17 protein-coding genes and 1 tRNA gene are annotated in these 24821 nt (G+C 37.3%); 1 reads left to right on the top strand and 17 read right to left on the bottom strand.

All coding sequences use genetic code 11. The annotated features are described in order from the left end of the window. Positions 1 to 9: 9 nt before the first annotated feature. From rpoB to tuf, 12 genes are all read right to left on the bottom strand, one after another. A complete protein-coding gene (rpoB, locus tag H6W53_RS19175) occupies positions 10 to 3831 on the bottom strand; it encodes a DNA-directed RNA polymerase subunit beta (protein WP_185209010.1) in 3822 nt (1273 codons plus the stop codon). Positions 3832 to 4757: 926 nt separating this feature from the next. Then, the gene (locus H6W53_RS19170; protein ID WP_185209007.1) at positions 4758 to 7343 is read right to left on the bottom strand and encodes a T9SS type A sorting domain-containing protein; all 2586 of its coding nucleotides are present in this window, start codon (positions 7341 to 7343) and stop codon (positions 4758 to 4760) included. A gap of 29 nt (positions 7344 to 7372) precedes the next feature. Then, positions 7373 to 8566 (bottom strand): hypothetical protein, encoded by a 1194-nt coding sequence (locus H6W53_RS19165; RefSeq protein ID WP_185209005.1) that lies wholly within the window; start codon positions 8564 to 8566, stop codon positions 7373 to 7375. Between the two features lie 500 nt (positions 8567 to 9066). Next, positions 9067 to 9432: a 50S ribosomal protein L7/L12 gene (gene rplL / locus H6W53_RS19160; RefSeq protein WP_087707490.1), complete on the bottom strand. Its 366-nt coding sequence runs from the start codon at positions 9430 to 9432 to the stop codon at positions 9067 to 9069. Between the two features lie 45 nt (positions 9433 to 9477). After that, complete coding sequence (gene rplJ, locus H6W53_RS19155) at positions 9478 to 10065, bottom strand: 50S ribosomal protein L10 (RefSeq protein ID WP_185209003.1); 588 nt, start codon at positions 10063 to 10065, stop codon at positions 9478 to 9480. A 17-nt stretch (positions 10066 to 10082) separates the two neighbouring features. Next, a complete protein-coding gene (rplA, locus tag H6W53_RS19150) occupies positions 10083 to 10775 on the bottom strand; it encodes a 50S ribosomal protein L1 (RefSeq protein ID WP_029295585.1) in 693 nt (230 codons plus the stop codon). Positions 10776 to 10786: 11 nt separating this feature from the next. Next, positions 10787 to 11233, bottom strand: a complete 447-nt coding sequence (rplK, locus tag H6W53_RS19145) for a 50S ribosomal protein L11 (protein WP_076390708.1) — start codon at positions 11231 to 11233, stop codon at positions 10787 to 10789. A gap of 154 nt (positions 11234 to 11387) precedes the next feature. Next, complete coding sequence (locus H6W53_RS19140; RefSeq protein WP_185209001.1) at positions 11388 to 12146, bottom strand: hypothetical protein; 759 nt, start codon at positions 12144 to 12146, stop codon at positions 11388 to 11390. 113 nt (positions 12147 to 12259) lie between these two features. Then, complete coding sequence (gene nusG, locus H6W53_RS19135; RefSeq protein ID WP_002976412.1) at positions 12260 to 12802, bottom strand: transcription termination/antitermination protein NusG; 543 nt, start codon at positions 12800 to 12802, stop codon at positions 12260 to 12262. A 22-nt stretch (positions 12803 to 12824) separates the two neighbouring features. Further along, positions 12825 to 13031, bottom strand: coding sequence for a preprotein translocase subunit SecE (gene secE, locus H6W53_RS19130; RefSeq protein WP_076390705.1), 207 nt, complete (start codon positions 13029 to 13031; stop codon positions 12825 to 12827). Between the two features lie 12 nt (positions 13032 to 13043). Beyond that, positions 13044 to 13114: transfer RNA gene (locus H6W53_RS19125), tRNA-Trp, on the bottom strand. Positions 13115 to 13174: 60 nt separating this feature from the next. After that, positions 13175 to 14380 (bottom strand): elongation factor Tu, encoded by a 1206-nt coding sequence (gene tuf / locus H6W53_RS19120; protein WP_072955499.1) that lies wholly within the window; start codon positions 14378 to 14380, stop codon positions 13175 to 13177. A gap of 335 nt (positions 14381 to 14715) precedes the next feature. Here tuf and H6W53_RS19115 point away from each other — a divergent pair, with 335 nt between their 5' ends. Beyond that, on the top strand, positions 14716 to 16221 hold the full coding sequence (locus H6W53_RS19115; RefSeq protein ID WP_185208998.1) for a DUF4394 domain-containing protein: 1506 nt from the start codon (positions 14716 to 14718) through the stop codon (positions 16219 to 16221). Between the two features lie 442 nt (positions 16222 to 16663). Here the strand turns inward: H6W53_RS19115 and H6W53_RS19110 are convergent, their stop codons facing one another. From H6W53_RS19110 to H6W53_RS19090, 5 genes are all read right to left on the bottom strand, one after another. Further along, the gene (locus tag H6W53_RS19110; protein ID WP_185208996.1) at positions 16664 to 19762 is read right to left on the bottom strand and encodes an efflux RND transporter permease subunit; all 3099 of its coding nucleotides are present in this window, start codon (positions 19760 to 19762) and stop codon (positions 16664 to 16666) included. A gap of 302 nt (positions 19763 to 20064) precedes the next feature. After that, entirely contained in the window at positions 20065 to 21150 is a 1086-nt protein-coding gene (locus tag H6W53_RS19105) for an efflux RND transporter periplasmic adaptor subunit (protein ID WP_116097684.1), read from the bottom strand. Positions 21151 to 21152: 2 nt separating this feature from the next. Next, the gene (locus H6W53_RS19100) at positions 21153 to 22394 is read right to left on the bottom strand and encodes a TolC family protein (protein WP_185208994.1); all 1242 of its coding nucleotides are present in this window, start codon (positions 22392 to 22394) and stop codon (positions 21153 to 21155) included. A 247-nt stretch (positions 22395 to 22641) separates the two neighbouring features. Further along, positions 22642 to 24006 carry an ATP-binding protein gene (locus tag H6W53_RS19095; protein ID WP_185208992.1) on the bottom strand — a complete coding sequence of 455 codons (1365 nt, stop codon included), beginning with the start codon at positions 24004 to 24006 and terminating at the stop codon, positions 22642 to 22644. A gap of 1 nt (position 24007) precedes the next feature. Continuing rightward, positions 24008 to 24688, bottom strand: a complete 681-nt coding sequence (locus H6W53_RS19090; protein WP_076390699.1) for a response regulator transcription factor — start codon at positions 24686 to 24688, stop codon at positions 24008 to 24010. Positions 24689 to 24821 lie beyond the last annotated feature (133 nt).

Here is a 24821-nt window from a genome sequence, read left to right as displayed (position 1 = left end):
AATTTAAAATTATTCCTCTAGTCTTACGTCTAATCCAAGACCTTGTAACTCGTGAAGTAGTACATTGAATGATTCCGGAATACCTGGTTCAGGCATTGATTCACCTTTTGCAATAGCTTCGTAAGTTTTCGCTCTACCAATAACGTCATCCGACTTCACGGTAAGGATCTCTCTCAGGATATTTGATGCACCGAATGCTTCAAGTGCCCAAACCTCCATCTCTCCGAATCTCTGACCTCCGAACTGAGCTTTACCTCCTAACGGCTGCTGAGTAATCAATGAGTAAGGACCGATAGAACGTGCGTGCATTTTATCATCAACCATGTGTCCCAGTTTCAACATATAGATTACCCCTACTGTTGCAGCCTGAGTAAATCTTTCTCCGGTACCCCCATCATAAAGGTGAGTGTGACCGAATTTAGGAAGACCCGCTTTCTCAGTATATTCAGTAATCTGGTCTAAGCTAGCTCCGTCGAAGATTGGCGTAGCGAACTTCAATCCTAATTTCTGACCAGCCCACCCAAGTACTGTTTCGTAGATCTGACCGATGTTCATACGCGAAGGTACTCCAAGTGGATTCAATACGATATCTACCGGTGTTCCGTCTTCAAGGAATGGCATATCTTCTTCACGAACGATTCTCGAAACGATACCTTTGTTACCGTGACGACCCGCCATTTTATCTCCTACGTTCAGTTTACGTTTCTTAGCGATGTAAACTTTAGCCAACTTCATGATCCCTGCAGGAAGTTCGTCCCCGATTGAAATTGCAAATTTCTCACGGTTTTTAACTCCTTGAATATCGTTGTACTTGATTTTGTAGTTGTGAATTAATTGTTTGATTAATTCATTTTTATCGTTATCAACTGTCCAGTCTGAACCGCTAACGTTTACATAATCTTCAACTGAAGTCAATAATTTGTGAGTGAACTTCACCCCTTTACCGATGATTTCTTCATCAAGGTCGTTTTTCACGCCCTGAGAAGTTTTACCGCTTACAAGGGTATTTAATTTTTCAATTAAAGTATTTCTCAAATCATCAAACTTAGCCTTGTAAGTGTTTTCAATTTCTTCAAGCTTAAGTTTTTCTTCAGTTCTTTTCTTTTTATCTTTAATGTTTCTAGAGAACAATTTCTTGTCGATCACAACACCTCTTAATGAAGAATCCGCTTTCAATGAAGCATCTTTTACATCACCAGCTTTGTCACCGAAGATCGCTCTCAAAAGTTTTTCTTCAGGAGTCGGGTCAGATTCACCTTTTGGAGTGATTTTACCAATCATGATATCTCCAGGCTTCACTTCAGCACCGATTCTGATCATACCGTTCTCGTCAAGATCTTTAGTAGCTTCTTCAGAAACGTTCGGAATATCTGCTGTCAATTCTTCCATACCTAATTTGGTATCACGAACTTCCAAAGAATATTCATCTACGTGGATTGAAGTAAACCAGTCTTCACGAACTACCTTTTCGTTAATTACGATCGCATCCTCGAAGTTGTATCCTTTCCAAGGCATGAACGCAACCACTAAGTTTCTACCAAGAGCCAATTCTCCTTTTTCAGTAGCATAACCGTCGCAAAGTACCTGTCCTTTTTCCACTACATCACCTACTCTTACGTTTGGTCTCAGGGTAATGGTAGTACTCTGGTTGGTTTTTCTGAACTTAGTTAAGTTATATGTTTTAGTAGCAGACTCGAATTGTACTAAATCTTCGTCTTCGCTTCTTTCATATTTAATAACGATTCTGTCGGCATCTACATACTCTACAGTACCTGTACCTTCAGCGTTAATTAAGATTCTTGAATCTCTTGCAACCTGCTGCTCAAGCCCTGTACCTACGATTGGAGCTTGTGGCTTCAATAGAGGAACTGCCTGACGCATCATGTTCGATCCCATCAACGCACGGTTCGCATCATCATGCTCCAAGAAAGGAATTAATGAAGCAGAAATACCAGAGATCTGGTTTGGTGCTACGTCGATAAGGTCTACTTGGTTTGGCTCAACTACAGGATAGTCACCATCCAATCTTGCAATAATTCTGTCTGTTTCGAATTCACCGTTGTCGCTTAGTTCAACGTTTGCCTGAGCAATTACTTTAGATTCTTCGTCTTCTGCATTTAAGTAGATAGGATCTGCATTAAGCTCAATTTTACCATTCTCTACTTTTCTGTAAGGAGTTTCGATGAAACCTAATCTGTTGATTTTCGCATAAATACCTAAAGATGAAATCAAACCGATGTTTGGTCCTTCCGGAGTTTCGATCGGGCAAATTCTTCCGTAGTGTGTATGGTGAACGTCTCGAACCTCGAAACCTGCTCTTTCTCTTGATAAACCTCCAGGTCCTAGTGCAGAAAGTCTACGCTTGTGCGTGATTTCTGATAGCGGGTTGGTCTGGTCCATGAACTGAGAAAGCTGGTTGGTACCAAAGAACGAGTTGATTACTGATGTTAAAGTTTTTGCGTTAACAAGATCAAGCGGAGTAAAGATTTCGTTATCTCTAACGTTCATTCTTTCCTTGATTGTTCTTGCAATTCTTGAAAGACCTACCCCGAACTGTCCTGCTAATTGCTCACCAACAGTTTTAATTCTTCTGTTTGATAAGTGGTCGATATCATCCACCTCCGCTTTAGAGTTTACCAATTCGATCAAGTGTCTTACGATCGCAATGATATCTTCTTTTGTAAGAACCTCAGTTGTTGTAGGAATGTTAAGACCTAATTTTTTGTTTAGTCTGTAACGTCCTACTTCACCTAATGAATATCTTTGCTCTGAGAAGAATAATTTTTCAATGATTCCTCTTGCTGTTTCCTCATCTGGCGGATCTGCGTTTCTTAACTGACGATAGATGTACTCTACTGCCTCTTTTTCAGAGTTTGTAGGGTCTTTCTGTAATGTATTCTGGATGATAGAGAACTCGTTGCTGTTTTCTTTGTGAATCAGGATTGATTTCACACCTGCATCAAGAATAAGATCTAAATGTTCTTTTTCAAGAATCGTTTCTCTGTCTAAGATGATTTCGTTTCTTTCGATAGAAACAACTTCACCGGTATCTTCGTCTACGAAATCTTCGAACCAAGTGTTCAATACTCTCGCAGCCAATGTTCTTCCTTCTACTTTTTTAAGGGCAGCTTTAGAAACTTTCACTTCTTCAGCAAGATCGAAGATCTGAAGGATGTCCTTATCAGACTCATACCCGATAGCTCTTAATAAAGTTGTTAATGGTAATTTTTTCTTACGGTCGATATACGCGTACATTACGCTGTTGATATCTGTCGTAAATTCCATCCAAGATCCTTTGAAAGGGATAATTCTTGAATAATAAAGTTTAGTTCCGTTTGCGTGGTAAGTCTGTCCGAAGAATACCCCCGGAGATCTGTGTAACTGAGTTACGATTACACGCTCTGCTCCATTGATAATGAATGAACCGGACGGCGTCATGTAAGGAACCGGACCTAAGTATACATCCTGAACCACGGTCTGGAAATCCTCGTGTTCCGGGTCTGTACAATACAATTTAAGTCTTGCTTTAAGAGGAACGGAATACGTTAAACCTCTTTCCACACACTCATCGATTGAATAACGTGGAGAATCTACCAGATAATCCAAAAACTCCAATACGAATTGGTTTCTGGAATCGGTAATCGGGAAATTTTCCTGGAATGTTTTGTACAATCCTTCGTCTCTCCTGTCTTCAGGAAGCGTATCAAGCTGAAAAAACTCACTGAAAGACTCGATCTGGATATCCAGGAAGTCCGGAGTGATGATTTTTCCTTTCGCTGAAGAGAAATTTACTCTCTGATTTCCCCTAGTTGTAGGTGTTGTTTTACTCATAAAACTTTTAAGAAAGGTTAAAAAATATTTTGATTCATTAAAAAATATCAGAAAGAAGAGTTTGAGAGCAGAAATTGTAAAAGACCTTATAATATTGGCGCTATTAGAGACAGCCTTTTATTTTTTCCTTTTGATTCTCAGAATCTTATTCCTAACTGCAACACTGGTATATCTTTTCACAGCGTAATGCAAAATATTTTTATTACTTTTGAGGCAGATACCGCCGTAATATCTATACACACGAAATCTCTTTCATGGAAATGAAAGAGGTGATATTCAATATTTTATAGATTTACAAACAATTATTCGCGCCAAAAGAGACTGCAAATTTACAACATTTTATTTTCATATACAAATAAAACAACTTCATTCTGAAGATGTTAATTGTTTTTATGATTTTCCTATTGCCTTATCGTTGTGGTTTTAAAATTTCGATTTCATTATTAATTATACTGTTCTTTAAAGCAGGAGATCGCTAAGATTCTTTTTAAATATCAACTGTTTTCTAATCTGTACACCTTATTCATTCAGCAAAAACTCAAACTTTTTTAATGATGAAAAATTTTGGGACAGTAATATTTTATTTCTATACATTTTTTACACAAAAAGGTCATCCAAAAATATGGATGACCTACCCTTAATAAAAAAACTCAATCTTAAAATCATTATAATAACCTAAGATTTAGCTGTATTTTGATGTAAGATCGATTTTATCGAAAAAGATTAGCAGATGATCAATATTCGAAAAAGCCGTCATAATATATATTTACTGCAAGAAACTAAGAATAATTACTATTTTTTTACGGTAATTACTTTTTTTATAAAGTTAATTAAAAAAAATCAATAAAACATTTAATTTCAGATATTTAAAAACATAAGTCATTCTTGCGAATGACTTATGTGTAGAAAAGCTTTATTTATTGAAATTACCTCACGATGACTTTGTATGATTTTACAGTCGTTTTTGTTTCTACTTTTATAATGTACATTCCTGCCGGTAAAGAAGAAGTAGCAATTTCGGTGTTTCCTGAAAATTTACCTGAGCGGATTAATTGTCCTTGAGCTGAAAACAATGTGTACGTACCTTCTTCATCAGATTTTACATTTAAATTTTCCCCAGCTTTTACAGGATTAGGATAAATTTTAATATCATTTGCCACTGTATTTACTTCTCCTACTAAAGCTTTAGCTGCAATTGCACTGTTTTTCGCAAATGAAGAATATGGTGAAAGAGGAGAATTCGGAGAACCTTTCGCAATAAGATCCGTATCTACAACCGCCTGAATTCCATCTGCATCTGCATCGTTTATTCTCGAAATAAATCCTTCACCAAGATCATCCAGATTATCTTTTCCGATGGTATAAAGATCGAAGTCTACATTATTGGATTTCAAATCCACAAAATCCGGCTTATCGTCTCCATCTGTATTTTTTAAAGGATATTTCATAACGCCTGAATCCGGAGATGTTTCCAGAATATCTGCAATTCCGTTATTTCCTACCGCAACGCCGCTGTCGATAATTCCGTTATGATCCGCATCAATCTGATCAATAACTGAAGTTGGAATTCCAGATTCAAATAAATCTAAAATACCGTCGTTATCAGAATCAAGATCAAGATAACTTGAAATTCCGTCTCCCAGTTCTGCAATAACCAGTTTATTTCCGTCTACATCATCATCTTCAAATTTTCCGTTTCCATTAAGGTCTTCCCATGCATCCGGAATTCCGTCGTTATCAGAATCATTATCACAAGCATCTGCAACACCATCTCCATCACTGTCTAACGCAGAAGATTTATCATTTACCACAGAACATCCTTCAGCACAATCCGGAATACCGTTTCCGTTGTTATCAATACTGTCGTTTCCGTTCGGACATTTATCGTTACAGTTCGGAACACCATCCTGATCGTCATCAAGCTGAACAAATGCATTATAAATGTAGTATTGCTGCGCCAAAGTGATTCCTATTCCGGGATTGATTTCAATTTTCATTCTGTCGAACGCTTTTGTTGCTGTAAAACCAACATAAAACTGATTGGAAGCAGAAGTAATAAACTGTCCGCTGAATAAACCTCCCGAAGTTCTGGATTCTGTAACCGTTGTTCCTTTATAAAAAGTAATGGTAATATAATCTAGAGCATTTATAGTTAACAAATTAGCACTTTTCGTTAAGGTAAATCCGCCGAAAGTTCCGGCAGGATATTCTCCTGTATTGCTTTTAACGGTTAACCTAACTGTTGGAATTAATAAATTGATTGGAGAAAAATTTACTGTTGCAAAATTTGTTGTGTTGGTATCTACAACGTTTCCTGTGTTGGTAATATTGGTTAATCCGAAAATCGTTCCGGAAGCACCTGTCCATGAAGCACCCTGTACAATATCTCCTAATCTTGAAGTTCCCGAAGTCTGAATATACTCATTACAGTCGCAATCCTGAGGTTCTTCGAAGGCATAAAATACTTTTAAAGCTCCGAAATTCACACCTACTGTCTGCGTAATTTTTAATCTTACTTCATTAAAAGGCTTGGTTGTATTGAGGGAAATTTTTTGTTTGTTGGAACCGAATCTTAACACTTTGATATTAATCAGCCCTCCTCCATCAAATAAGTTTTTAGAATCCTGTAACTGCCCGAATAAATAGGTTTCGATTGTTATATTTTTCAAAAATTCAGCACTTAGCAATTTACCCTGATCGTCCGGTTCAATAACAAACCCTGCTTTGTTTCCTGCAGGATAAACCTGATTCTTATCTAAAACGCCTACAGAGTATGATCCCAACAAGCCTGCCGGTAAAACAACAGAACCGTAAGAACTTTTATCTCCGTCGCCAATCTTTTGCCTGTCGACCACGAAAGAAAGAGGTGCTAAAAAGCTGCTGCTTCCTGAAACATTTCCATCTACGCCGCTTCCTGCAATAATATCATCACAGATGCCATTATTATCTACAGGAACTTTATTGGGATCAAAAGCAAATGCATAATAAATATTCAGGGCACTGAATATAGAAAGGGCGTTAACCTGATACAGTCTTACTTCGTTAAAATCTTTAGTTGTTTTAAAGTGAAGGAAAATTCTTGTTTTGGTTCCTCCAAATGCAGGAACAGACAGTAAAGTTGCACTATTTGAAGATTCCTGAAGAACTCCTGCTTTATAAGTGCTGATTCTTAAATTGCTTAAAAGACTTGCCGTAAAAACGCTGGTTCCTAAATCTACATTAAAACCAGTAATATATCCTGCAGGATAAGTGGTATTTGTATTTTTAACAGAAACTCCGTTTCCGCTTACCAAGGTGGTAAAGCTTCCCATACTTACGCTGTTATCCAAATTGGCATCAATAAGGGGATTTGTGCTTCCGCTGTAACAAGCCAGGCATATTCCGTTTGCGTTAAGTGGTTTTGCTTCCACTCCCATTCCTCGAATCGGGGTGTAACCCTGTCCGAAAATCTTCACAGACAGCAGAAACAGCATGAGAAATGCTGTAATTTTCGTAAATAATTTTTTTGTCATTTTTATAGATTTTAAAGTTTGTGTATTTTTTAGAATTGTTGCCACGCATATACTCCTGCGGAAATTCTGCATCCGTAAAAGTTTCCTGTATTTCCGGATTTACCGTAAACAATAGTTCCTTCATTACTTGCGTTACAGTCTGAAGTTACAGGAACACCGGTGGCTTTAATTAAAATCCCTTTACTGATTTCAAGATCCGGAATATTAGTTCCGTTGGGAGTCATATTTACACCAACGTCCGTAATTGCTGTTCCAATTACACCCTGTCCGGAAAATGCATGTGAGGTATTGGCATAAACAGTCTGATTGGCAATGGTTGCACTTGCATTGGTTCCGAAAGCAATTGCGCCGGCTGCTCCGCTTGCAACATTGGCATTTCCAAATGCATAATTATTGCTCGTTACGTTATTTCCTGTTCCAAAAGCAAAACCACCGGAATTTACATTGGAGTTTCCAACATTAATTCCGCTAACATTAGATCCGGAAGTTCCGTTATTATTTCCTAAAACAATGGTATTGGCTCCTGTGGCAAAATTGTTGTTCCCTATTGTTTTTGCTCCGCTTAAAGAACTGTTTGCTGCTCCTATTGCCACACCCGGAAAGTTGGCAGCCTGCGCAGCAACGGTATTTTCTCTTCCTAAAGCGATGTTGGACGAGGTATTGTTTGATAATGTATTATTTGATCCCCAAGAAAGTGATGCATAAGGAGCTGAAGTATTGGCATTTCCACCTCTAAGATTACCATTAACATCCAAAATTGCTTTTACGGTATTGTTTGTTGTAAATACTAAATTCTGACTGTCGGTAGTTCCTAAAAAGTTTCCGGAAGAAACAGCAGTCCCTAAAGTTGAAGCAGAAGCCGTAGTTCCTGAGTTTCCGGTTGTTTTCCAATCTGAAGACTGTGGCTGAAGAAACTGAATCCAAACTGAGCCATCAAAATAATAATATCCTGTGCTTGTAACATTGGCGGTTTGACCTGAAGGTGCTGTATCAGGAGTTGTTACATAAACAATTGCACCAGTCTGAGCTGTAGAATAGTTTTTTACCTTAAGTTGATCTCCTGTAATTCGCGGTGCAATAATTCCATCAAGTTTATTTGGATTTGAAGGCGCTCCCACAACATCGAGAGTTGCCTGTCCCAAATTAGTATTAATGCCTACTTGTGCGTTTAGCATGCAACTGAAAATTGTCAACACGGACAATCCGAATAATTTGTTTTTCATTATATGATATTTGTAGTTTTTGAAAGATTACATGAAAAGTTATTTCATGCCTGCTGTAAAGATAATTTTACAATGTGTGATAAAATTAGCAGTGATGTAATTTTATAAGTAAGAATTTTTAGATGATATCTGTTGATAAAAAGAGGAATTTAACAGCTTTGCTGTATTAAAATACATCAACAAGATCATGTAAAGAATAAGCGGCACATTAATGTCCGGCAGAAAATAATTTATATCCAAGGCTGTGTGTTTTACAGATACAAATATAGTATATTTTCAATTAAATTATAAATTTTTATTAAATAATTTAAACTATTAAACAATTTAACACATAATAAATAAACTAAAAAGGCAAAAATTAAAAATAATTTAAAAATAAAAAATTACAATTGGTTTTTTTTAGTTCATAAATATTTATAGATATTAAAATGAATTTTTATACCCAATAAAAAAAGCCTGAACATTTTGTTCAGGCTTCCTATTTTTAATGTAAACTAGAATTATTTCAATTCTACTTCAGCACCAGCTTCTTCTAATTGCTTCTTAAGAGCTTCAGCTTCGTCTTTAGATACACCTTGCTTCAATGGAGCAGGAGCACCGTCTACGATATCTTTAGCTTCTTTAAGACCAGCACCAGTTAAATCTTTTACTAATTTAACGATCGCTAATTTAGAAGCACCTGCAGACTTAAGAATTACGTCGAATTCAGTCTTTTCTTCAGCAGCTTCACCAGCAGGACCAGCCATTACTACTGCAGCAGCAGCAGGCTCAATTCCGTACTCATCCTTAAGGATAGCAGCTAATTCGTTTACGTCTTTTACTGTTAAGTTTACTAGCGTTTCAGCTAAATTTTTTAAATCTGACATTGTTGTAATGTTTTTGTTGATTATTGATTATTTTTTGAGTGTAAATTATTCAGCAGCTGGAGCTTCTCCTTCAGCAGCCGGAGTTTCCGGAGTTTCAGCAGCAGGAGCTTCTTCTACTGCAGGTGCAGCTTCTTCAGCTTTAGCTTCTACTGTCTCAGGTTTGTTTTGAAGAGCAGAAACAACTCTCTGGATTGGAGACTGAAGTAATCCGATGATTTCACCGATCATTTCTTCTCTAGACTTGATGTTAGCTAACATCTCTAGGTTATTGTCACCTACATAGAAAGTTTCCTGAACGAAAGCAGACTTTAACGCCGGCTTTTCTTCTTTCTTTCTGAAATCTCTGATTAATTTTGCTGGAGCACTTGCGGTCTCAGCAATCATAATTGCAGAATTTCCTTTGAAAGACTGGAACATCTCAGAGTAATCTACTCCTTCAATCTGCTCCATTGCTTTTTGCAAAAGTGTATTTTTTACAACTTTTACTTTGATATTTTGCTTGAAAGCCTGTCTTCTGAAGTCAGAAGATTTTCCAGCGTTCAAACCTTCTAGATCTGCTACGTAAACTACTTTTGCATCCTGAAGCAAATCTTTGATCTCTTGTATTGCTACAACTTTTTGGTCTTTTGTCATTGTCTTAGGATTTATAATTAGTTAACAGATTTAGTATCGATTGCAATACCAGGACTCATTGTAGAAGAAAGATAGATAGACTTCACATAAGTTCCTTTAGCAGCAGTTGGCTTCATTTTGATCAAAGTAGAGATCAATTCCTGAGCATTTTCCTTGATTTTAGCAGCATCGAAAGATACTTTACCAATACCAGCGTGGATAATACCGTATTTATCAACTTTGAAATCAATTTTACCAGCTTTCACTTCAGTTACTGCTTTACCAATTTCCATAGTTACAGTACCTGATTTAGGGTTTGGCATTAAACCTCTTGGTCCTAATACTCTACCCAATGGTCCTAATTTACCCATTACAGCCGGCATCGTAACGATAACGTCAACGTCTGTCCAACCTTCTTTGATTTTTTGTAAATATTCATCAAGACCTACATAATCAGCACCCGCTTCTTTAGCTTCTGCTTCTTTATCTGGAGTTACTAAAGCCAAAACTTTAACATCTTTACCAGTTCCGTGAGGAAGAGATACAACACCTCTTACCATTTGGTTTGCTTTTCTTGGATCTACCCCTAATCTTACAGCGATATCTACAGAAGCATCAAACTTTGCAGTATTTACTTCTTTTACAAGAGCTGCACCTTCTTCAAGGTTATAGATTCTTCCTTTTTCTACTTTGCTTAAAGCTTCCTTTTGCTTCTTTGTTAATTTTGCCATTTCTTTAAGTTTTAAGCGTTAAAAGTTGGTTTAGTTCCTGTTACTCTTAATCCCATAGATCTTGCAGTACCTGCAACCATAGAAACAGCTGAATCCATTGTAAAGCAGTTAAGGTCTGCCATTTTATCTTCAGCAATCTTTTGAACCTGAGCCCAAGTTACAGCACCTACTTTGTTTCTGTTCGGTTCTCCGGAACCACCCTTGATTTTAGCTGCATCCATTAACTGGATCGCTGCAGGAGGAGTTTTAATTACGAATTCAAAAGATTTGTCTTCGTATACTGTAATAACTACAGGTAAAACTTGTCCCGGCTTATCTTGAGTTCTTCCGTTAAATTGCTTACAAAACTCCATGATGTTCACACCTGCAGAACCCAAAGCTGGACCTACTGGTGGAGAAGGGTTAGCTGCGCCACCTTTCACCTGAAGCTTTACCATTTTAAAGACTTTTTTAGCCATTGTTTGTTTTTTAAATTTGAATAATTAATGAGTTTGGAAGCATTTATTATTCAGCAGGTTATCCATTCTCACATTAGATAATCCTACTTTTCGGACTGCAAAATTATGAAATATTTTTGAAATAGCAAACGGAATATGTTGATTTTTAAATAAATTAAGGCAAACTATCATCAAAAGACTGCGGAATTTTAAACACACTGTCTCTATTATCGAATGGCACAACAATTTTATCCAGAATTTGATCCTTATCTTCTTTTAAACAACTTTTCTTAACAAGTTGTAAATCGTACACCGCCTTCTCTGATGGAAGAAACGCATACTGAACATTATAACAAAATCTGGTTCCATCTGAATTATCATCCCAATCTCCGTAAGAATATTCTGTAGTAACAGTACAAGCCTTTTTTAATTTATTCTGGCTGAAAATAACCAAATCATCATAATATAAAGTTCCCATATGAGTTTGTCCGCCTGATAAAGCAAAGCATACTGTTTCTTTACCAATCACAGTAAAGCTATGCAACGAACCGGAATTCCCATACATTCCACCACTTCCTGCTTCGATCATAAAATCAGCAGTTTCCCAATTCTTACCATTGAATCGGAATATGAACAGATCGCATTGCCCTGTGGATGCACCTGCAAAAGGATATTGATTTTCTACTACTAAAGCAGCAAATTTTTCTTTTCCTATTACAAAACGTTTGATATCTGATCTTGAAAGCTGTATTTCCTCATCCATTTCTTCTAAAGGTTTCATATTCATCGTATCATAGACAGGCTTTAAAAGATTATCTACAATTCCCGAAGTTAAAGTTGTATCTACGGCTATTACAACATTTTGTTTTTGAGGTGACGGAGAATTGACCGATGGCGGCGAAGAAGTTTCTTTTTTACAGTTTATTGCAGACAAAAGAAGCAATGTTAAGAATATATATAATGAAATAGTTCGAATCATCATCAAATATATTAAAAAGAAAAAGACCATTCTTTCGAACAGTCTTTTAAATTATTTTTTTAAAGTTTTTACACTTTTTCTACCTGCATATAGCTAAGTTCCATAGGAGTTTTTCTACCGAAAATAAGTACAGAAACTTCAATTTTCTTTTTATCTTCAAGAATTTTTTCAACAGTTCCGTTGAATCCGTTGAATGGTCCGTCTATTACTTTAACGTTTTCACCCACTACATAAGGAATTTCAACATCGCTTGCAAACTCGGAAAGTTCATCCATTCTTCCCAACATTCTGTTTACCTCAGATTTTCTCATCGGAACAGGATCTCCTCCTTTTGTTAAGCTTAAGAAAGAAATAACTCCCGGAATGTTTTTGATAACGTGAGGAATCTCTCCCATCAAATCAGCTTCAATCATTAAGTATCCAGGATAGTAAGGTCTTTCTTTAGGAACTTTTTTACCGTTTCTGATCTGAATAACCTTTTCCATAGGAATAACTACCTGAGTAACGTACTGTTCAAACCCTAAACGCTTGATTTCCGTCTCAATGTAGTTTTTCACTTTATTTTCCTGTCCGCTGATCGCTTTCAGCACATACCATTTCAATTCGCTCATTATTGGGAAAATACTTTTATTATTAATTGAACAAGTTGATTAGCATTCCAATGATGTTGCTGATTGCTTTAGAAAACAATTCATCAACCCCAAAAGTAAATAACGCCAAGATCACTGTTGCAACAGTTACTACAATTGTAGAAGATTGCAGATCAGACCACTTTGGCCATTCAACTTTATGTCTGAATTCGTTATAAGAACCTTTTAAAAAATCGACAAATGAACTCATAATTGTTATTTGCACGGGCACAAGGATTCGAACCCTGATCAACGGTTTTGGAGACCGGTATCCTACCATTGGACGATGCCCGTAGTTAAAAAAAGCTTCCGTAAAGAAGTTCCTTACGGAAGCTTTTATATTGTGTTAGATGATTAGTCTAAGATTTCAGTTACCTGACCTGAACCAACTGTTCTACCTCCTTCTCTGATCGCGAATCTAAGACCCTCGTTAAGAGCGATTGGTTGTAACAATTCTACAGTGATCTCTAAGTTATCACCAGGCATTACCATTTCTACACCTTCTGGTAAGAAGATCTCACCTGTAACGTCAGTAGTTCTTACGTAGAACTGAGGACGGTATTTGTTGTGGAATGGAGTGTGACGTCCACCTTCTTCTTTAGAAAGGATATAAACAGATGCTTTGAATTTTTTGTGTGGCTTCACAGAGTCTTTCTTAGCGATAACCATACCTCTCTTGATGTCAGTTTTTTCAATACCTCTCAACAATAGACCTACGTTATCACCAGCTTCACCTCTATCTAAGATTTTTCTGAACATCTCAACTCCTGTAATTGTAGAAGTTAATTTTTCATCCCCCATACCTACGATGTCTACAGGATCACCAGTGTTGATGATACCAGCCTCGATTCTACCAGTTGCTACAGTACCTCTACCTGTAATAGAGAATACGTCTTCGATTGGCATCAAGAATGGCTTATCTGTATCTCTTGTTGGCTCTTCGATCCACTCGTCAACAGCATCCATTAACTGCTCAACAGTTTTGAACCACTTGTCATCAGAGTTACCTTCAGTAGCAGCAGTAAGAGCTCCTAATGCAGAACCTTGGATTACTGGAGAGTTATCTCCGTCGAATTCATAAGTAGATAATAAGTCTCTAAGCTCCATTTCAACAAGCTCTAACAACTCAGCATCATCTACCATGTCAACTTTATTCATGAAAACAACGATTCTTGGTACGTTTACCTGACGGCAAAGTAGAATGTGTTCTCTTGTTTGAGGCATTGGTCCGTCAGTCGCAGCACATACCACGATAGCTCCATCCATCTGAGCAGCACCAGTTACCATGTTCTTTACATAATCCGCGTGACCTGGGCAGTCAACGTGAGCATAGTGTCTTTTCTCAGTTTCGTATTCGATGTGAGCTGTATTGATAGTAATACCTCTTTCTTTTTCTTCTGGAGCAGAGTCAATTGCAGAGAAGTCTTTTTTCTCAGCAAGACCCTTGCTAGCTAATACAGCAGAAATAGCAGCTGTAAGAGTAGTTTTACCATGGTCAACGTGACCAATAGTACCAATGTTCAAGTGTGGTTTGTTACGATTAAACGTTTCCTTTGCCATGATTTAAAATTATTTATTTATTGTTTTTCAAATTTTCGGTGTGCAAATATAATGAATTTTTAAATACCAAAACCTTTTTATTAAAAAAAGTTTCAATATTCAAATCCAATGAAGTACAAACCTTATATTTCAATGTATTGAGATTGCAAATTTACACAAATTTCTCAATTTAGAAAATCCGGAATAAACCTTTTAGCCAAAATATAAACTATCTCTTTAATTATGAATGCAATAAAATAGATAAAAAAAATAATATTGAGAAAAAATGCAGTAAAGCAAAACCATAATATATCTTTTATCGTAGATGGAAATATGAACCATTAAAATAATATATTATGAGAAAATTATTACACTTATGTACCGTACTGTTCAGCACCATCATCTTATTTTCGTGTGATGATTCCGATGATATGATGTCCACAGACATGAATATGCCTGTTCAGGGACCCGATCTTATGGCTTACGGACTTACGGCGAACAACGAACTTGTAGCCTTCAATGCCAACAATCCCAAAATGTTTACTTCTAAAACCGCTGTTACAGGAGTAGTTTCAGGCGAAAAACTGATGAGTATCGATTTCAGACCTGCAACAGGAGAGCTTTACGCTTTATCCAGTGCAAGTAAGCTTTACATCATCAACACTTCCAACGCTTCCGCAAGAGCGGTAAGCACAACAGCATTTTCACCGGCTGTTTCAGGAACAATTGCGTCAATTGATTTTAATCCTACCGTAGACAGAATTCGTTTAGTAAGCAATACAGGGCAGAATTTAAGACTTCATCCGGAAACAGGAGCGGTTGCTGCAACCGATATGAACATTAACGGAGGCGGAACGCCTGCTGTAACAGGGGTTGCTTATACCAACAGCAAATCCGCAGCTACAAGCACAGTTCTGTATGATATTGATATGACTTCCGGAAAGTTATTTAAGCAGGATCCTCCGAACAACGGAACATTGGTAGAAGTCGGAAGTTTGGGAACTACTTTTACGGGACAGGCTGCTTTTGATATTAAATATGATAACAGTGTAGCATTATTAGCTTTAAACAGCAACCTGCATTTATTGGATCTGAGTACAGGTAAAGCAACCAACATCGGGATGCTTCAGCAACAGATTATTGATCTTGCGATTCCTACAGAACCGGTTGCTTACGCGGTAGATAATTCAAACAACCTTCAGATCTTCAATCCGAACAGTCCGATGCCGGTTTCAAAGGGAATTACAGGACTTCAGAGTGGTGAAAGTATTTTAGGAATAGATTTCAGACCGTTAAACGGACAGCTTTATGCTTTAGGAAGTTCAAGCAGACTGTATACTATCAACTTAGGAACAGGAGCTGCAACTGCAGTGGGAACTTCTCCTTTTGCAACACTACTTGCGGGAACAGATTTCGGGTTTGATTTTAATCCGACCGTTGATAAGATCAGAGTCGTAAGCAACACGGGACAAAATCTACGTCTTGATCCTGTAACAGGCGGAATAACGGCAGTAGACGGAATGGTGAATCCGGGAACTCCGATGATCGGAGCGGCTGCTTATACCAATAATTTTGCAGGAGCTACTTCAACAACTTTATTCGTTATCGATCATAATACAGACAAATTGTACCAACAAAATCCACCAAACAACGGAACTCTGGTAGAGACAGGTTCTTTAGGAATCAATATTACCAGTGCGAACGGTTTCGATATCGGAAGCATGAGCCAAAAAGCATATTTATTGGCAACAGTAGGAACGGCAACGAAAGTATACAGTATTAATACTTCAACGGGAGCTGCAACTGCGGTTTCAGATTTCCCAAATGCAGTAAGAGGTTTTGCTGTGGGATTAGGATTCTAAACTCATAATAATTATTTCAATAGCGAGAATCGCGGAAAACAAAGTTTTCCGCGATTCTTTTTTAACCGAATATTTATTAGCCGCAAAGGCAAAAGATTTCGAAAATATATTGATAGTTTATTATTAAGGTAAAAAAAAGAAAACATAAACTCTTTCTTTAAAGTTTTAGTTATCTTATTTAAATATCTTTTGCCACCTGTGGTTAAATAAAAGGTTAAAGTAAAACTTGTCTAAATTTTTTTTACCGCAAAAGATGCAAAAGATTGTAACCCTTTAGTTGTTTAAGTTTACTTCTTAAATGGAAAAAAGAGCACATAAGTTAAAAAAATCAAAGATTTTTTCTCTTTGCAGATTTTTGGAATACTCTAAATAAATCCAATAAAGTCTTTTGTCTTCTGCGGTTAAATTTAAAACGAGTTTAAAATATAATTGAAAGAAATGATCAGATCTGCTGAGATTTTTTAGTTCGGTTGAAAATCCAGAAAATAATTGGGAAAATCAGCAGGGTTAAAACAGTTGCCGTAATTAATCCTCCGATAATGACGATTGCCAACGGTTTTTGGGATTCTGATCCGATTCCTGTGGATAAAGCAGCAGGCATTAATCCGATGGATGCCATTAAAGCCGTCATAATCACAGGACGCGTTCTGGATTTCACCCCATTCAGCAATGAGCTGTCCAGATCCATTCCGTTTTTAACATTCTGATGAAATTCTGTGATGAGGATGACTCCGTTTTGAATACAGATTCCCAAAAGGGCGATCATTCCCACTCCGGCTGAAATTCCGAAATTAATTCCGGTAACGTGCAGTGCGATAATTCCGCCGATTAAAGCAAAAGGTACGTTTGCCAAAACCAGTAAAGAATCTTTTATGTTTCCGAAAAGGATAAATAAAAGGAAGAAAATTCCTAAAATACTGATGGGAACAACCTGCGTCAATCGTTTTGAAGCTCTCTGCTGATTTTCAAACTGACCGGTCCAGCCTACGGAATATCCGTCCGGAAGATCAATTTTAGCAACCGCTTTCTGCGCATCGGCAATCGTACTTCCCAAATCACGGTCGCGGATGGAAAATTTAATCCCGATGTATCTTTTAATATCATCTCTGTAAATAAATGCAGCTCCGTTGTCTTTTTCAATCGTGCTGATTTCTTTTAACGGAATTTTAGCACCGTCCTGTGTAGGAACCATTAAGGCAGCAATATCATTTTCATCCTTCCTGTACTCCTGCGAATAACGGAGACGGATCGGGAATTTTCTTTCGCCATCAAACATTTCCGAAGCGGTTTTACCTCCGAAAGCCATCTCCAGAACCGACTGCGCATCATCGGGCATTACTCCGTAAGCCGCCATTTTATCTCTGTCGAGAACCACGCTTACTTCCGGCTGACCGATATTTTTAATAATTCCGGCATCTTTTACGCCTTTAATATCTTTTACCTCTTTTAAAACTTTTTCGGCAAGCACATCCAAAGTCTGAAGGTTGTCTCCGTAGATTTTAATTCCGTTTTCTGCCTTGAAACCGGCAACTGCTTCAGCCACATTGTCTGAAATCGGCTGGGAATAATTGAATGTAATTCCCTGATAATTTCTTAATTTTTTATCGATTTCTTCAATCAGTTCTTCATAAGTGATGTTCCGTTTCCATTCTTCTTTGGGTTTAAGATTCACGGCAAACTGTACGAACCCAAAACCATTCGGGTCGGTTCCGTCATTACTTCTTCCCGTCTGCGCGAGAACATCCGTGACTTCCGGGAAACTCATAATGTCTTTCTTGAGAAGATCGGCTGTATTCAGAGATTCTTTTAATGAAGAACTCATCGGCATTTCGGCAGTAATCCACAATGAACCTTCATTTAACTGAGGTAAAAATTCGGTTCCTAAAAATTTCCCTGAAAATAAAGTCACGGCTAAAAATGAAAGAGAAACAATTAAACTGAGTTTTTTATGTTTAAAGGTAAAATTGAATCCTTTCAACACAATTCTGTCCCAGAAATTCACGAACGGATTATTTTTCTCCTTTACATTTTTATTTAAAAGGATGTGCGAAAGCACCGGAACGAGCGTTAAAGTGAAAATCAAAGCGCCCATTAAAGCAAAACCTAACGTAAAAGCCAATGGCGAAAACATTTTTCCTTCCACTTTCTGGAATGAGAAAATCGGGATCAGGGAAGTAATGATGATTAATTTTGAAAAGAAGATTGCTTTTCCAAGACCTGTTCCCGTCTGTTTGATCCAGCCTGCTTTTGCCAGTTTATTGAATTTTTCATCACCGTATTTGTGGGCTTTATGGTCGAGCATCACAAAGAGTCCCTCCACCATGACGACCGCTCCGTCAATGATAATTCCGAAATCTACCGCGCCGAGTGAAAGTAAATTTGCGCTCATTCCCGCGAGTTTCAGACATAAAAAGGCAAATAATAAGGATAAAGGAATGATGATGGAAACGATAAGCGTTGTTCTCCAGTCTGCCATGAAAATCAAAACAATCACGGTAACCAGAACAATTCCTTCAATAAGGTTGTGCATTACGGTGTGCGTGGTGAAATCCATCAGATTATCACGATCGTAAAAAGTGACCATTTTTACATCTTTCGGCAGCACTTTTTCGTTGAGTTCTTTAATTTTTGCTTTTACGCCGACCAGAACTTCACGCGGATTTTCTCCTTTTCGCATCACGACAATTCCTTCAACAGTATCTTCCTGATGATTGAGTCCCGCCTGTCCTACTCTCGGCATCGAGCTTTCGTGTACTTCTGCAACATTTTTAACGAGAACAGGGTTTCCGCTGTCGTTCTGGATGGTAATATTTCCGATATCGGCAACAGATTTTACCAGACCGATTCCACGTACAACGTAAGCCTGTCCGTTTTTCTCAATAACATCACCGCCGACATTCAAATTACTTTTTGTGACGGCATCATAGACCTGAAGCGGTGTAAGATTATATTTATCCAATGCTCTCGGATCGATGCTTAATTCGAACACTTTGTCCTGACCTCCGAAAACATTGATGTCTGCAACACCGGGAACTCCTCTCAAAGCACGGTCGATTACCCAGTTTTGTAAGGTTAACAGTTCTCTGGAATCTTTGGTTTTACTCTGTAAAGTATATCTGAAAATTTCTCCGGTCGGTCCGTAAGGCGGCTGAACTTCGGGATCCACTTCATCTGGAAGACTCACCGTCCGAAGCTGATTATTGACCTGATTTCTGGCAAAAATATCGTCTACTCCATCGTCAAAAAGAATTTTAACAATAGAAAGTCCGAACATCGTGGTACTTCTTACACTGGTTTTCTTCTGAACGGGACTCATTGCGAGTTCAATAGGTGTGGTAACGAAACGTTCTACTTCTTCGGCACTTCGCCCGTTCCATTGGGTGATGATGACAATTTGGGTATTGGTAACATCGGGAAAGGCTTCAATGGGCATGTTTTTGAAGCTGATGAATCCCGAAACCGCCAGAATCGCTACCCAAATAAAGGTGAATGCTTTATTTTTTAACGAAAAAGCAATGATATTTTTAATGAATTTGTTCATGATGGATTTTTTTTGACCTAAAAAAGTCGTTGAATTTGTTTTCTTTTGTTTTTAACGCAAGGAGCGCAAAGCTTTTTGACAAACCATATATTTTTTAAGTTTGCAACGGTGCTTCGACAAGCTCAGCATAAACTATTCACTCAGCCAAGATCTTTTGATTTTAACCATTAAGGATATGTAAGGAGTTAAGAATTATTAAGCAACTTGTAAACGATTTTAAAAACCGATGTATAAAAAATCTTTAGATATTTTCTTAATTCGACTTAACTTCTTAATTAAAATCTTAATGGTTTAAATAAAAATCAGCTATTCAAAGAGCGATAAATCAACAACTGATTGTTTGTGATTACCTGTTCTCCTTCGGATAAACCTTCGGAAACATAGGTAATGTCTCCTACCTGTTTCAGAACTTTTATTTCTTTCACTTTTACATCGGTTCTGGATTTATAGATCACCACAAAACTTCTGTTGTCATCAAAAATCACGGCTTTGGAAGGAACTGTAAGTGCAGTTTTATTCTCCGAACTTGTTACTTTTATCGTTGCTTTGCTTTCCGGAATCAATAATCCATCCTGATTATCAAGTACTACTCTCGCCTGCATCGCATTGGTTTGAGGATCAATGATTTTGAAAATTTTATCAATCTTTCCATCAAAAACCTTATCCGGATACGATAATGTGGAAACCTGTGCTTTCATTCCGAGGCTGATTTTATCAATATCAGATTCATTCACGTTCATGATTGCCCAAACGTTGGTGGTATTGGCGACATCAAAAATATTATCGCTTCGGTCGCTTCTGAGCTGCATATCCTTATTGATGTTTTTCTGCACAATATATCCGCTGATTGGCGCAACAACGCTGTAGATATTTCCTTTTTTTACATTATACACTGTACTCACTGCACTTGCCCGCTGCAACTGATCCTGTGCTTTCTGAAGCTGGCTTTTGGCTTCCAGAACGTCTCTTTCGGTATTCAGTTTTCCTTCGTACATTTCTTTGGCAACGCGAAGATTGTTCTGGGCAACGACCAAATCTGTTTTTGCATCGCTCACATCTTTCTGCACTTCCGCCAATTCTGTACTTCGTATGGTGGCGAGAACCTGACCTTTCGTTACATGATCGCCCAGTTCAACATTAACGCTTAAAACATTTCCGCCGACCAAAGGATAGACATCGATGTAGCTGTTTTTGTCTGCTGAAATCTTTCCGTAGAAATTGTAATCGTCTTCTATATATTTTTTTTCAACTTTTGCTAAATCGATTGAATTCAGCATCGTGTTGCTCAGTTCAAAACCTTTTTTTGCCTGCGGTTTTGCTTCTTCCTCTTTTTTGGAGCAAGATAAAACAGACAGGGCAATCATTACCGGAATTATATAATTTTTCATGTTTAATAGAAGATTTTCGTTTGTACTAGTTGATTCAATTGTTCTGCAGACTGCATGATCCCGTTTTTCATATCATAAATCTGAAGTGCCATTTCGCGGTAACTGTCCATAAAGTCTGTAAATTCAATAAGACTGATGTTGCCTTTCCTGAAATTATTCAGCATCCCGTTGTAGACCAGTTCCATATTATTAAGATCTGTAGATTTAATCTGGCTGAGCTGATCGTATTGTGTTTTCCATATTTTGTAAGCCGACTGTACTTTTGTTTCGAGGTTCAGCTTCTGAAATTCTGCATTTTTCTGATTCTGCTGAATGGCAAAATTGGCTTTATCCACATTTCCTTTATTGGATTTCCAAAGTGGAAGAGGAATTCCGACCATCAGATTGACTTCATTTTTGAAGGTTCCGCCATTCTGATCCCACCCTGCTCCAAGATTAAGATCGGGAACGTTTAAAGATTTCTGCCATTGCGCATATAATTTACTGTTGTCGATCAATTTTAAATTAAATTGATAATCGGCATTGTTTTCGAGTGCTTTTTTCTGAAGTTCCGCTTCGTCGCCGAAAGGCTGAGCGGCAAGAATTTCTTTCGCTTCGGAATCGGAAAGCTGTGGTTCAATATCTTCGGTGACTCCTGTAAGAAGTTTCAGAGTCTGTTCAAATTTAAGAATATTTTTATTGATTCCTACTTTATCGTTATTTAACTGAATGACAATACTTTGTAGTCTAACTTCGTCTTTCAGCGAAACATTTCCTTTGGCAGACTGTATTTTGTAGGCAGCCAGAAGATCGTTCATGTAACCCAATTGCTTATTGGTATTGTCGAGTTTTAGTTTTTCGTAGTAAAGTTCAAAGTAAGTGGAACGAAGCTGGGATTTGAGATCGACCAAAAGCTGGGCAAACTGAAGTTGCGCCAGTTCCTTATTGGATTTTGCGAAGGCAATTTCATTCTTCTTTTTGCCCCCCATGTAAATTAATTGGGTGATCTGTGCTCCTTTTGCGTGTCCCACATCGAAAACTTTTCTGTCTTCGGGATTGTATGCATTGATTTGTCCGCTTAGCTGCGGAAGTTCCCAGATTTTAGCCTGCAAAATATCTGCATCAGCCATGTTGATGTTGTACTGTTCGGCGAGCAGTTGTAAATTGTTCTTCTGGAAAGCTTCTTCGCAATCCCGAAGCGACATTTGCTGTTGTGCCGTCATGAATGAGGAAATGACGATGAACAGCCCTGCAAATTTGTTCATTTTATTGATTTTATGATACAAAAATGCCTTTCTGCTATTAAAATGCTCTTAAAGAATGCTTAAAAAAAAATTAAATTTGTTAAGCAGCAACATATAATCATCTCATTTAAATTAAGTTACGAGTTGATTATAGTATTAATTTAATTCATGTAAACGTTAAGATTGCAAAGATTTATTTAAAATTTTGGGGAATATTTTCGTTCGCAAGAGCCGAATTACGTAAATGTTTTTAGATTAATTTAAAAAATTATTTCACAAAAATCACACTGAACTTATTGAGGAGATCTGCCGGAGAAGTATAGGTAATTTTAGCGCCGTGATATTCGAGAATCCGTTTAACGATTCTTAAACCCAATCCGGAACCTGAAATATTCTGAGAATTTTTTCCTCTTTTAAAGGCTTCAAAAAGTTTTTTCTGTTCTTCTTTCGGAATGGTATTTCCATGGGAAATGACATCAACAATCAGATGTTCGTCATTTTCTTTAATCAGTACATCCACTTCCACATCATCGGAATAGATGGCTGCATTTTTAAATAAGTTGATGAAAACAATATCGAGTAAAGACTGGATTCCTTTAATGGTTAAAAGTGCATCTTCAGAAGTATCTTCGGAGATCAGAAAATCCAGTTTTAATTTGGGGTAGCTTTTTTCAACTGCTTCAAAGGATTCAAAAATAACTTCATCAATTCTTACCTCTTCGTAAATGCTCTGGATATTTTCCTTGTCGAATTTGGTAAGCAGCAAAAGTGAATTGGTAAGATCCGAAAGCTGATACACATCTCTCTGAATCTGTCTTAAAGATGATAGGGTTTCAGGGGAATGTTCTCCGAATTTTATTAAATTTTCAAGCTGAAAAGCCATTCTGGTAATGGGCGTCCGTATTTCGTGGGAAGCACTTGCGGTAAAATCTTTCTGCGACTGGAAAACATCGTCCAACCTTGCAATCATCGTATTGAATGATTTTGCGAGAACATCAATCTCATCGTTAGAATTACGAACCGGAATCTGTGTTGTTAATTTATGCGCCGTAACTTCAGAAATTTCCTGATTAAGATCTTCGAGAGGTTTTAAAAACTGTCCCATGAAATAATAACTGAAGAAGCCAATGAGAAGGGCACTCATCACATAAGCCGTTATTAAAAGATATTTAAGATATTCCAGCTTGGATTTTCCGTTGGAATCTAAAGCACTTGTTAAAATATAATATTTTTCGCCGTTGATGGTTCTTAATGCCGCATAAATTTCGGGAACTGATTTTTCTGAGTAGATTACTTTTTTTTCGTCGAGTTCTTTCAGAAGTTCATTATCCCAGATTACATTGCGGTCTTTGATCGTGCTGTATATCAATTCTTTTTTTCCGTTGAAAATTAATATGGTCTCATTTAAAAGAATGTTATCTGAATTTTCATTAAAAAAGACAGGTGCTTCTTCTTCAAAATCTTTAGACTTGGCAATGAAATGGGAAGTGAACTCCAGTCTCTGCCTGAATCTTTCTTTGAATTCTTCTCTGCGGAAATCATTAAAAGACATATAAATAACTACCATTACAATAGCAAAAAGCAATGAAAAGGCAATACTAAGATTGAGCGCGATCTTCCTTTTTAAAGACATGCTATAACGGGCTTAGATAATATCCGAAACCGGAACGGGTGTGGATCAATTTTACTTTAAAATCTTTATCGATCTTCTTTCGTAAAAAATTGATGTAGACTTCCACGGTATTGGTGTTCGTATTAAAATTATGTTCCCAAACGTGTTCCGTGATCTGCTGCTTGGAAACCGTTCTTCCCTGCGCTTCGGCAAGATAAACCAACAACTGAAATTCTTTCAGGGTAAGATTGATTTCATTTCCGCCACGATAGACTTTCTGTTCGGTTTTATTTACTATCAGATCATCGATTCTTATAATTTCCTGATCCATATTCTCAGAAGGCGCTTTTCTTCTCAGCAAAGAATTGATGCGCAATAATAATTCTTCAAACTGAAATGGTTTTACCAGATAATCATCCGCCAAACGTGTAAAGGCATCTTTTTTATCGGAAAGGTCTCCGTAAGCCGAAATAATAATGATGGGCGTATTTTTATCGAAAGAACGGATGGTCTGACAAACGTCCAGTCCATTAATTTTCGGAACATTGATGTCCAGAAGATACAAATCGTAGGAACTGTTCCTGATCTGGCGAAGAAATGTTTCCCCATCATAAATCTTGTCGCATGTAAAGTTATTTGACTCCAGAAATTTGCAAAGTTCCGCTGAAAGAATTAAATCGTCTTCCAATAAAAGAATGTTCATCGAAAATTATTTTATACGAATGTAACGAAATTTTTGGTGATTGTAAAGGAATTGAATGAGGGAGGAATTACTTTTAATTGAATTTTAAGATTTGTATTGAATGCTTCTGAAAATTTTTATCCTGAAAAATCAA

This window comes from Chryseobacterium sp. C3, from assembly GCF_014218905.1.
Classification (GTDB): Bacteria; Bacteroidota; Bacteroidia; order Flavobacteriales; family Weeksellaceae; genus Chryseobacterium; species Chryseobacterium mucoviscidosis.
This window is presented reverse-complemented; position numbering and strand designations above follow the sequence as displayed.

Bases quoted from the DNA above. Each gene is read 5' to 3' on its own strand.
- rpoB (WP_185209010.1), bottom strand. From the start codon at position 3,831: ATGAGTAAAACAACACCTACAACTAGGGGAAATCAGAGAGTAAATTTC.
- H6W53_RS19170 (WP_185209007.1), bottom strand. From the start codon at position 7,343: ATGACAAAAAAATTATTTACGAAAATTACAGCATTTCTCATGCTGTTT.
- H6W53_RS19165 (WP_185209005.1), bottom strand. From the start codon at position 8,566: ATGAAAAACAAATTATTCGGATTGTCCGTGTTGACAATTTTCAGTTGC.
- rplL (WP_087707490.1), bottom strand. From the start codon at position 9,432: ATGTCAGATTTAAAAAATTTAGCTGAAACGCTAGTAAACTTAACAGTA.
- rplJ (WP_185209003.1), bottom strand. From the start codon at position 10,065: ATGACAAAAGACCAAAAAGTTGTAGCAATACAAGAGATCAAAGATTTG.
- rplA (WP_029295585.1), bottom strand. From the start codon at position 10,775: ATGGCAAAATTAACAAAGAAGCAAAAGGAAGCTTTAAGCAAAGTAGAA.
- rplK (WP_076390708.1), bottom strand. From the start codon at position 11,233: ATGGCTAAAAAAGTCTTTAAAATGGTAAAGCTTCAGGTGAAAGGTGGC.
- nusG (WP_002976412.1), bottom strand. From the start codon at position 12,802: ATGAGCGAATTGAAATGGTATGTGCTGAAAGCGATCAGCGGACAGGAA.
- secE (WP_076390705.1), bottom strand. From the start codon at position 13,031: ATGAGTTCATTTGTCGATTTTTTAAAAGGTTCTTATAACGAATTCAGA.
- tuf (WP_072955499.1), bottom strand. From the start codon at position 14,380: ATGGCAAAGGAAACGTTTAATCGTAACAAACCACACTTGAACATTGGT.
- H6W53_RS19115 (WP_185208998.1), top strand. From the start codon at position 14,716: ATGAGAAAATTATTACACTTATGTACCGTACTGTTCAGCACCATCATC.
- H6W53_RS19110 (WP_185208996.1), bottom strand. From the start codon at position 19,762: ATGAACAAATTCATTAAAAATATCATTGCTTTTTCGTTAAAAAATAAA.
- H6W53_RS19105 (WP_116097684.1), bottom strand. From the start codon at position 21,150: ATGAAAAATTATATAATTCCGGTAATGATTGCCCTGTCTGTTTTATCT.
- H6W53_RS19100 (WP_185208994.1), bottom strand. From the start codon at position 22,394: ATGAACAAATTTGCAGGGCTGTTCATCGTCATTTCCTCATTCATGACG.
- H6W53_RS19095 (WP_185208992.1), bottom strand. From the start codon at position 24,006: ATGTCTTTAAAAAGGAAGATCGCGCTCAATCTTAGTATTGCCTTTTCA.
- H6W53_RS19090 (WP_076390699.1), bottom strand. From the start codon at position 24,688: ATGAACATTCTTTTATTGGAAGACGATTTAATTCTTTCAGCGGAACTT.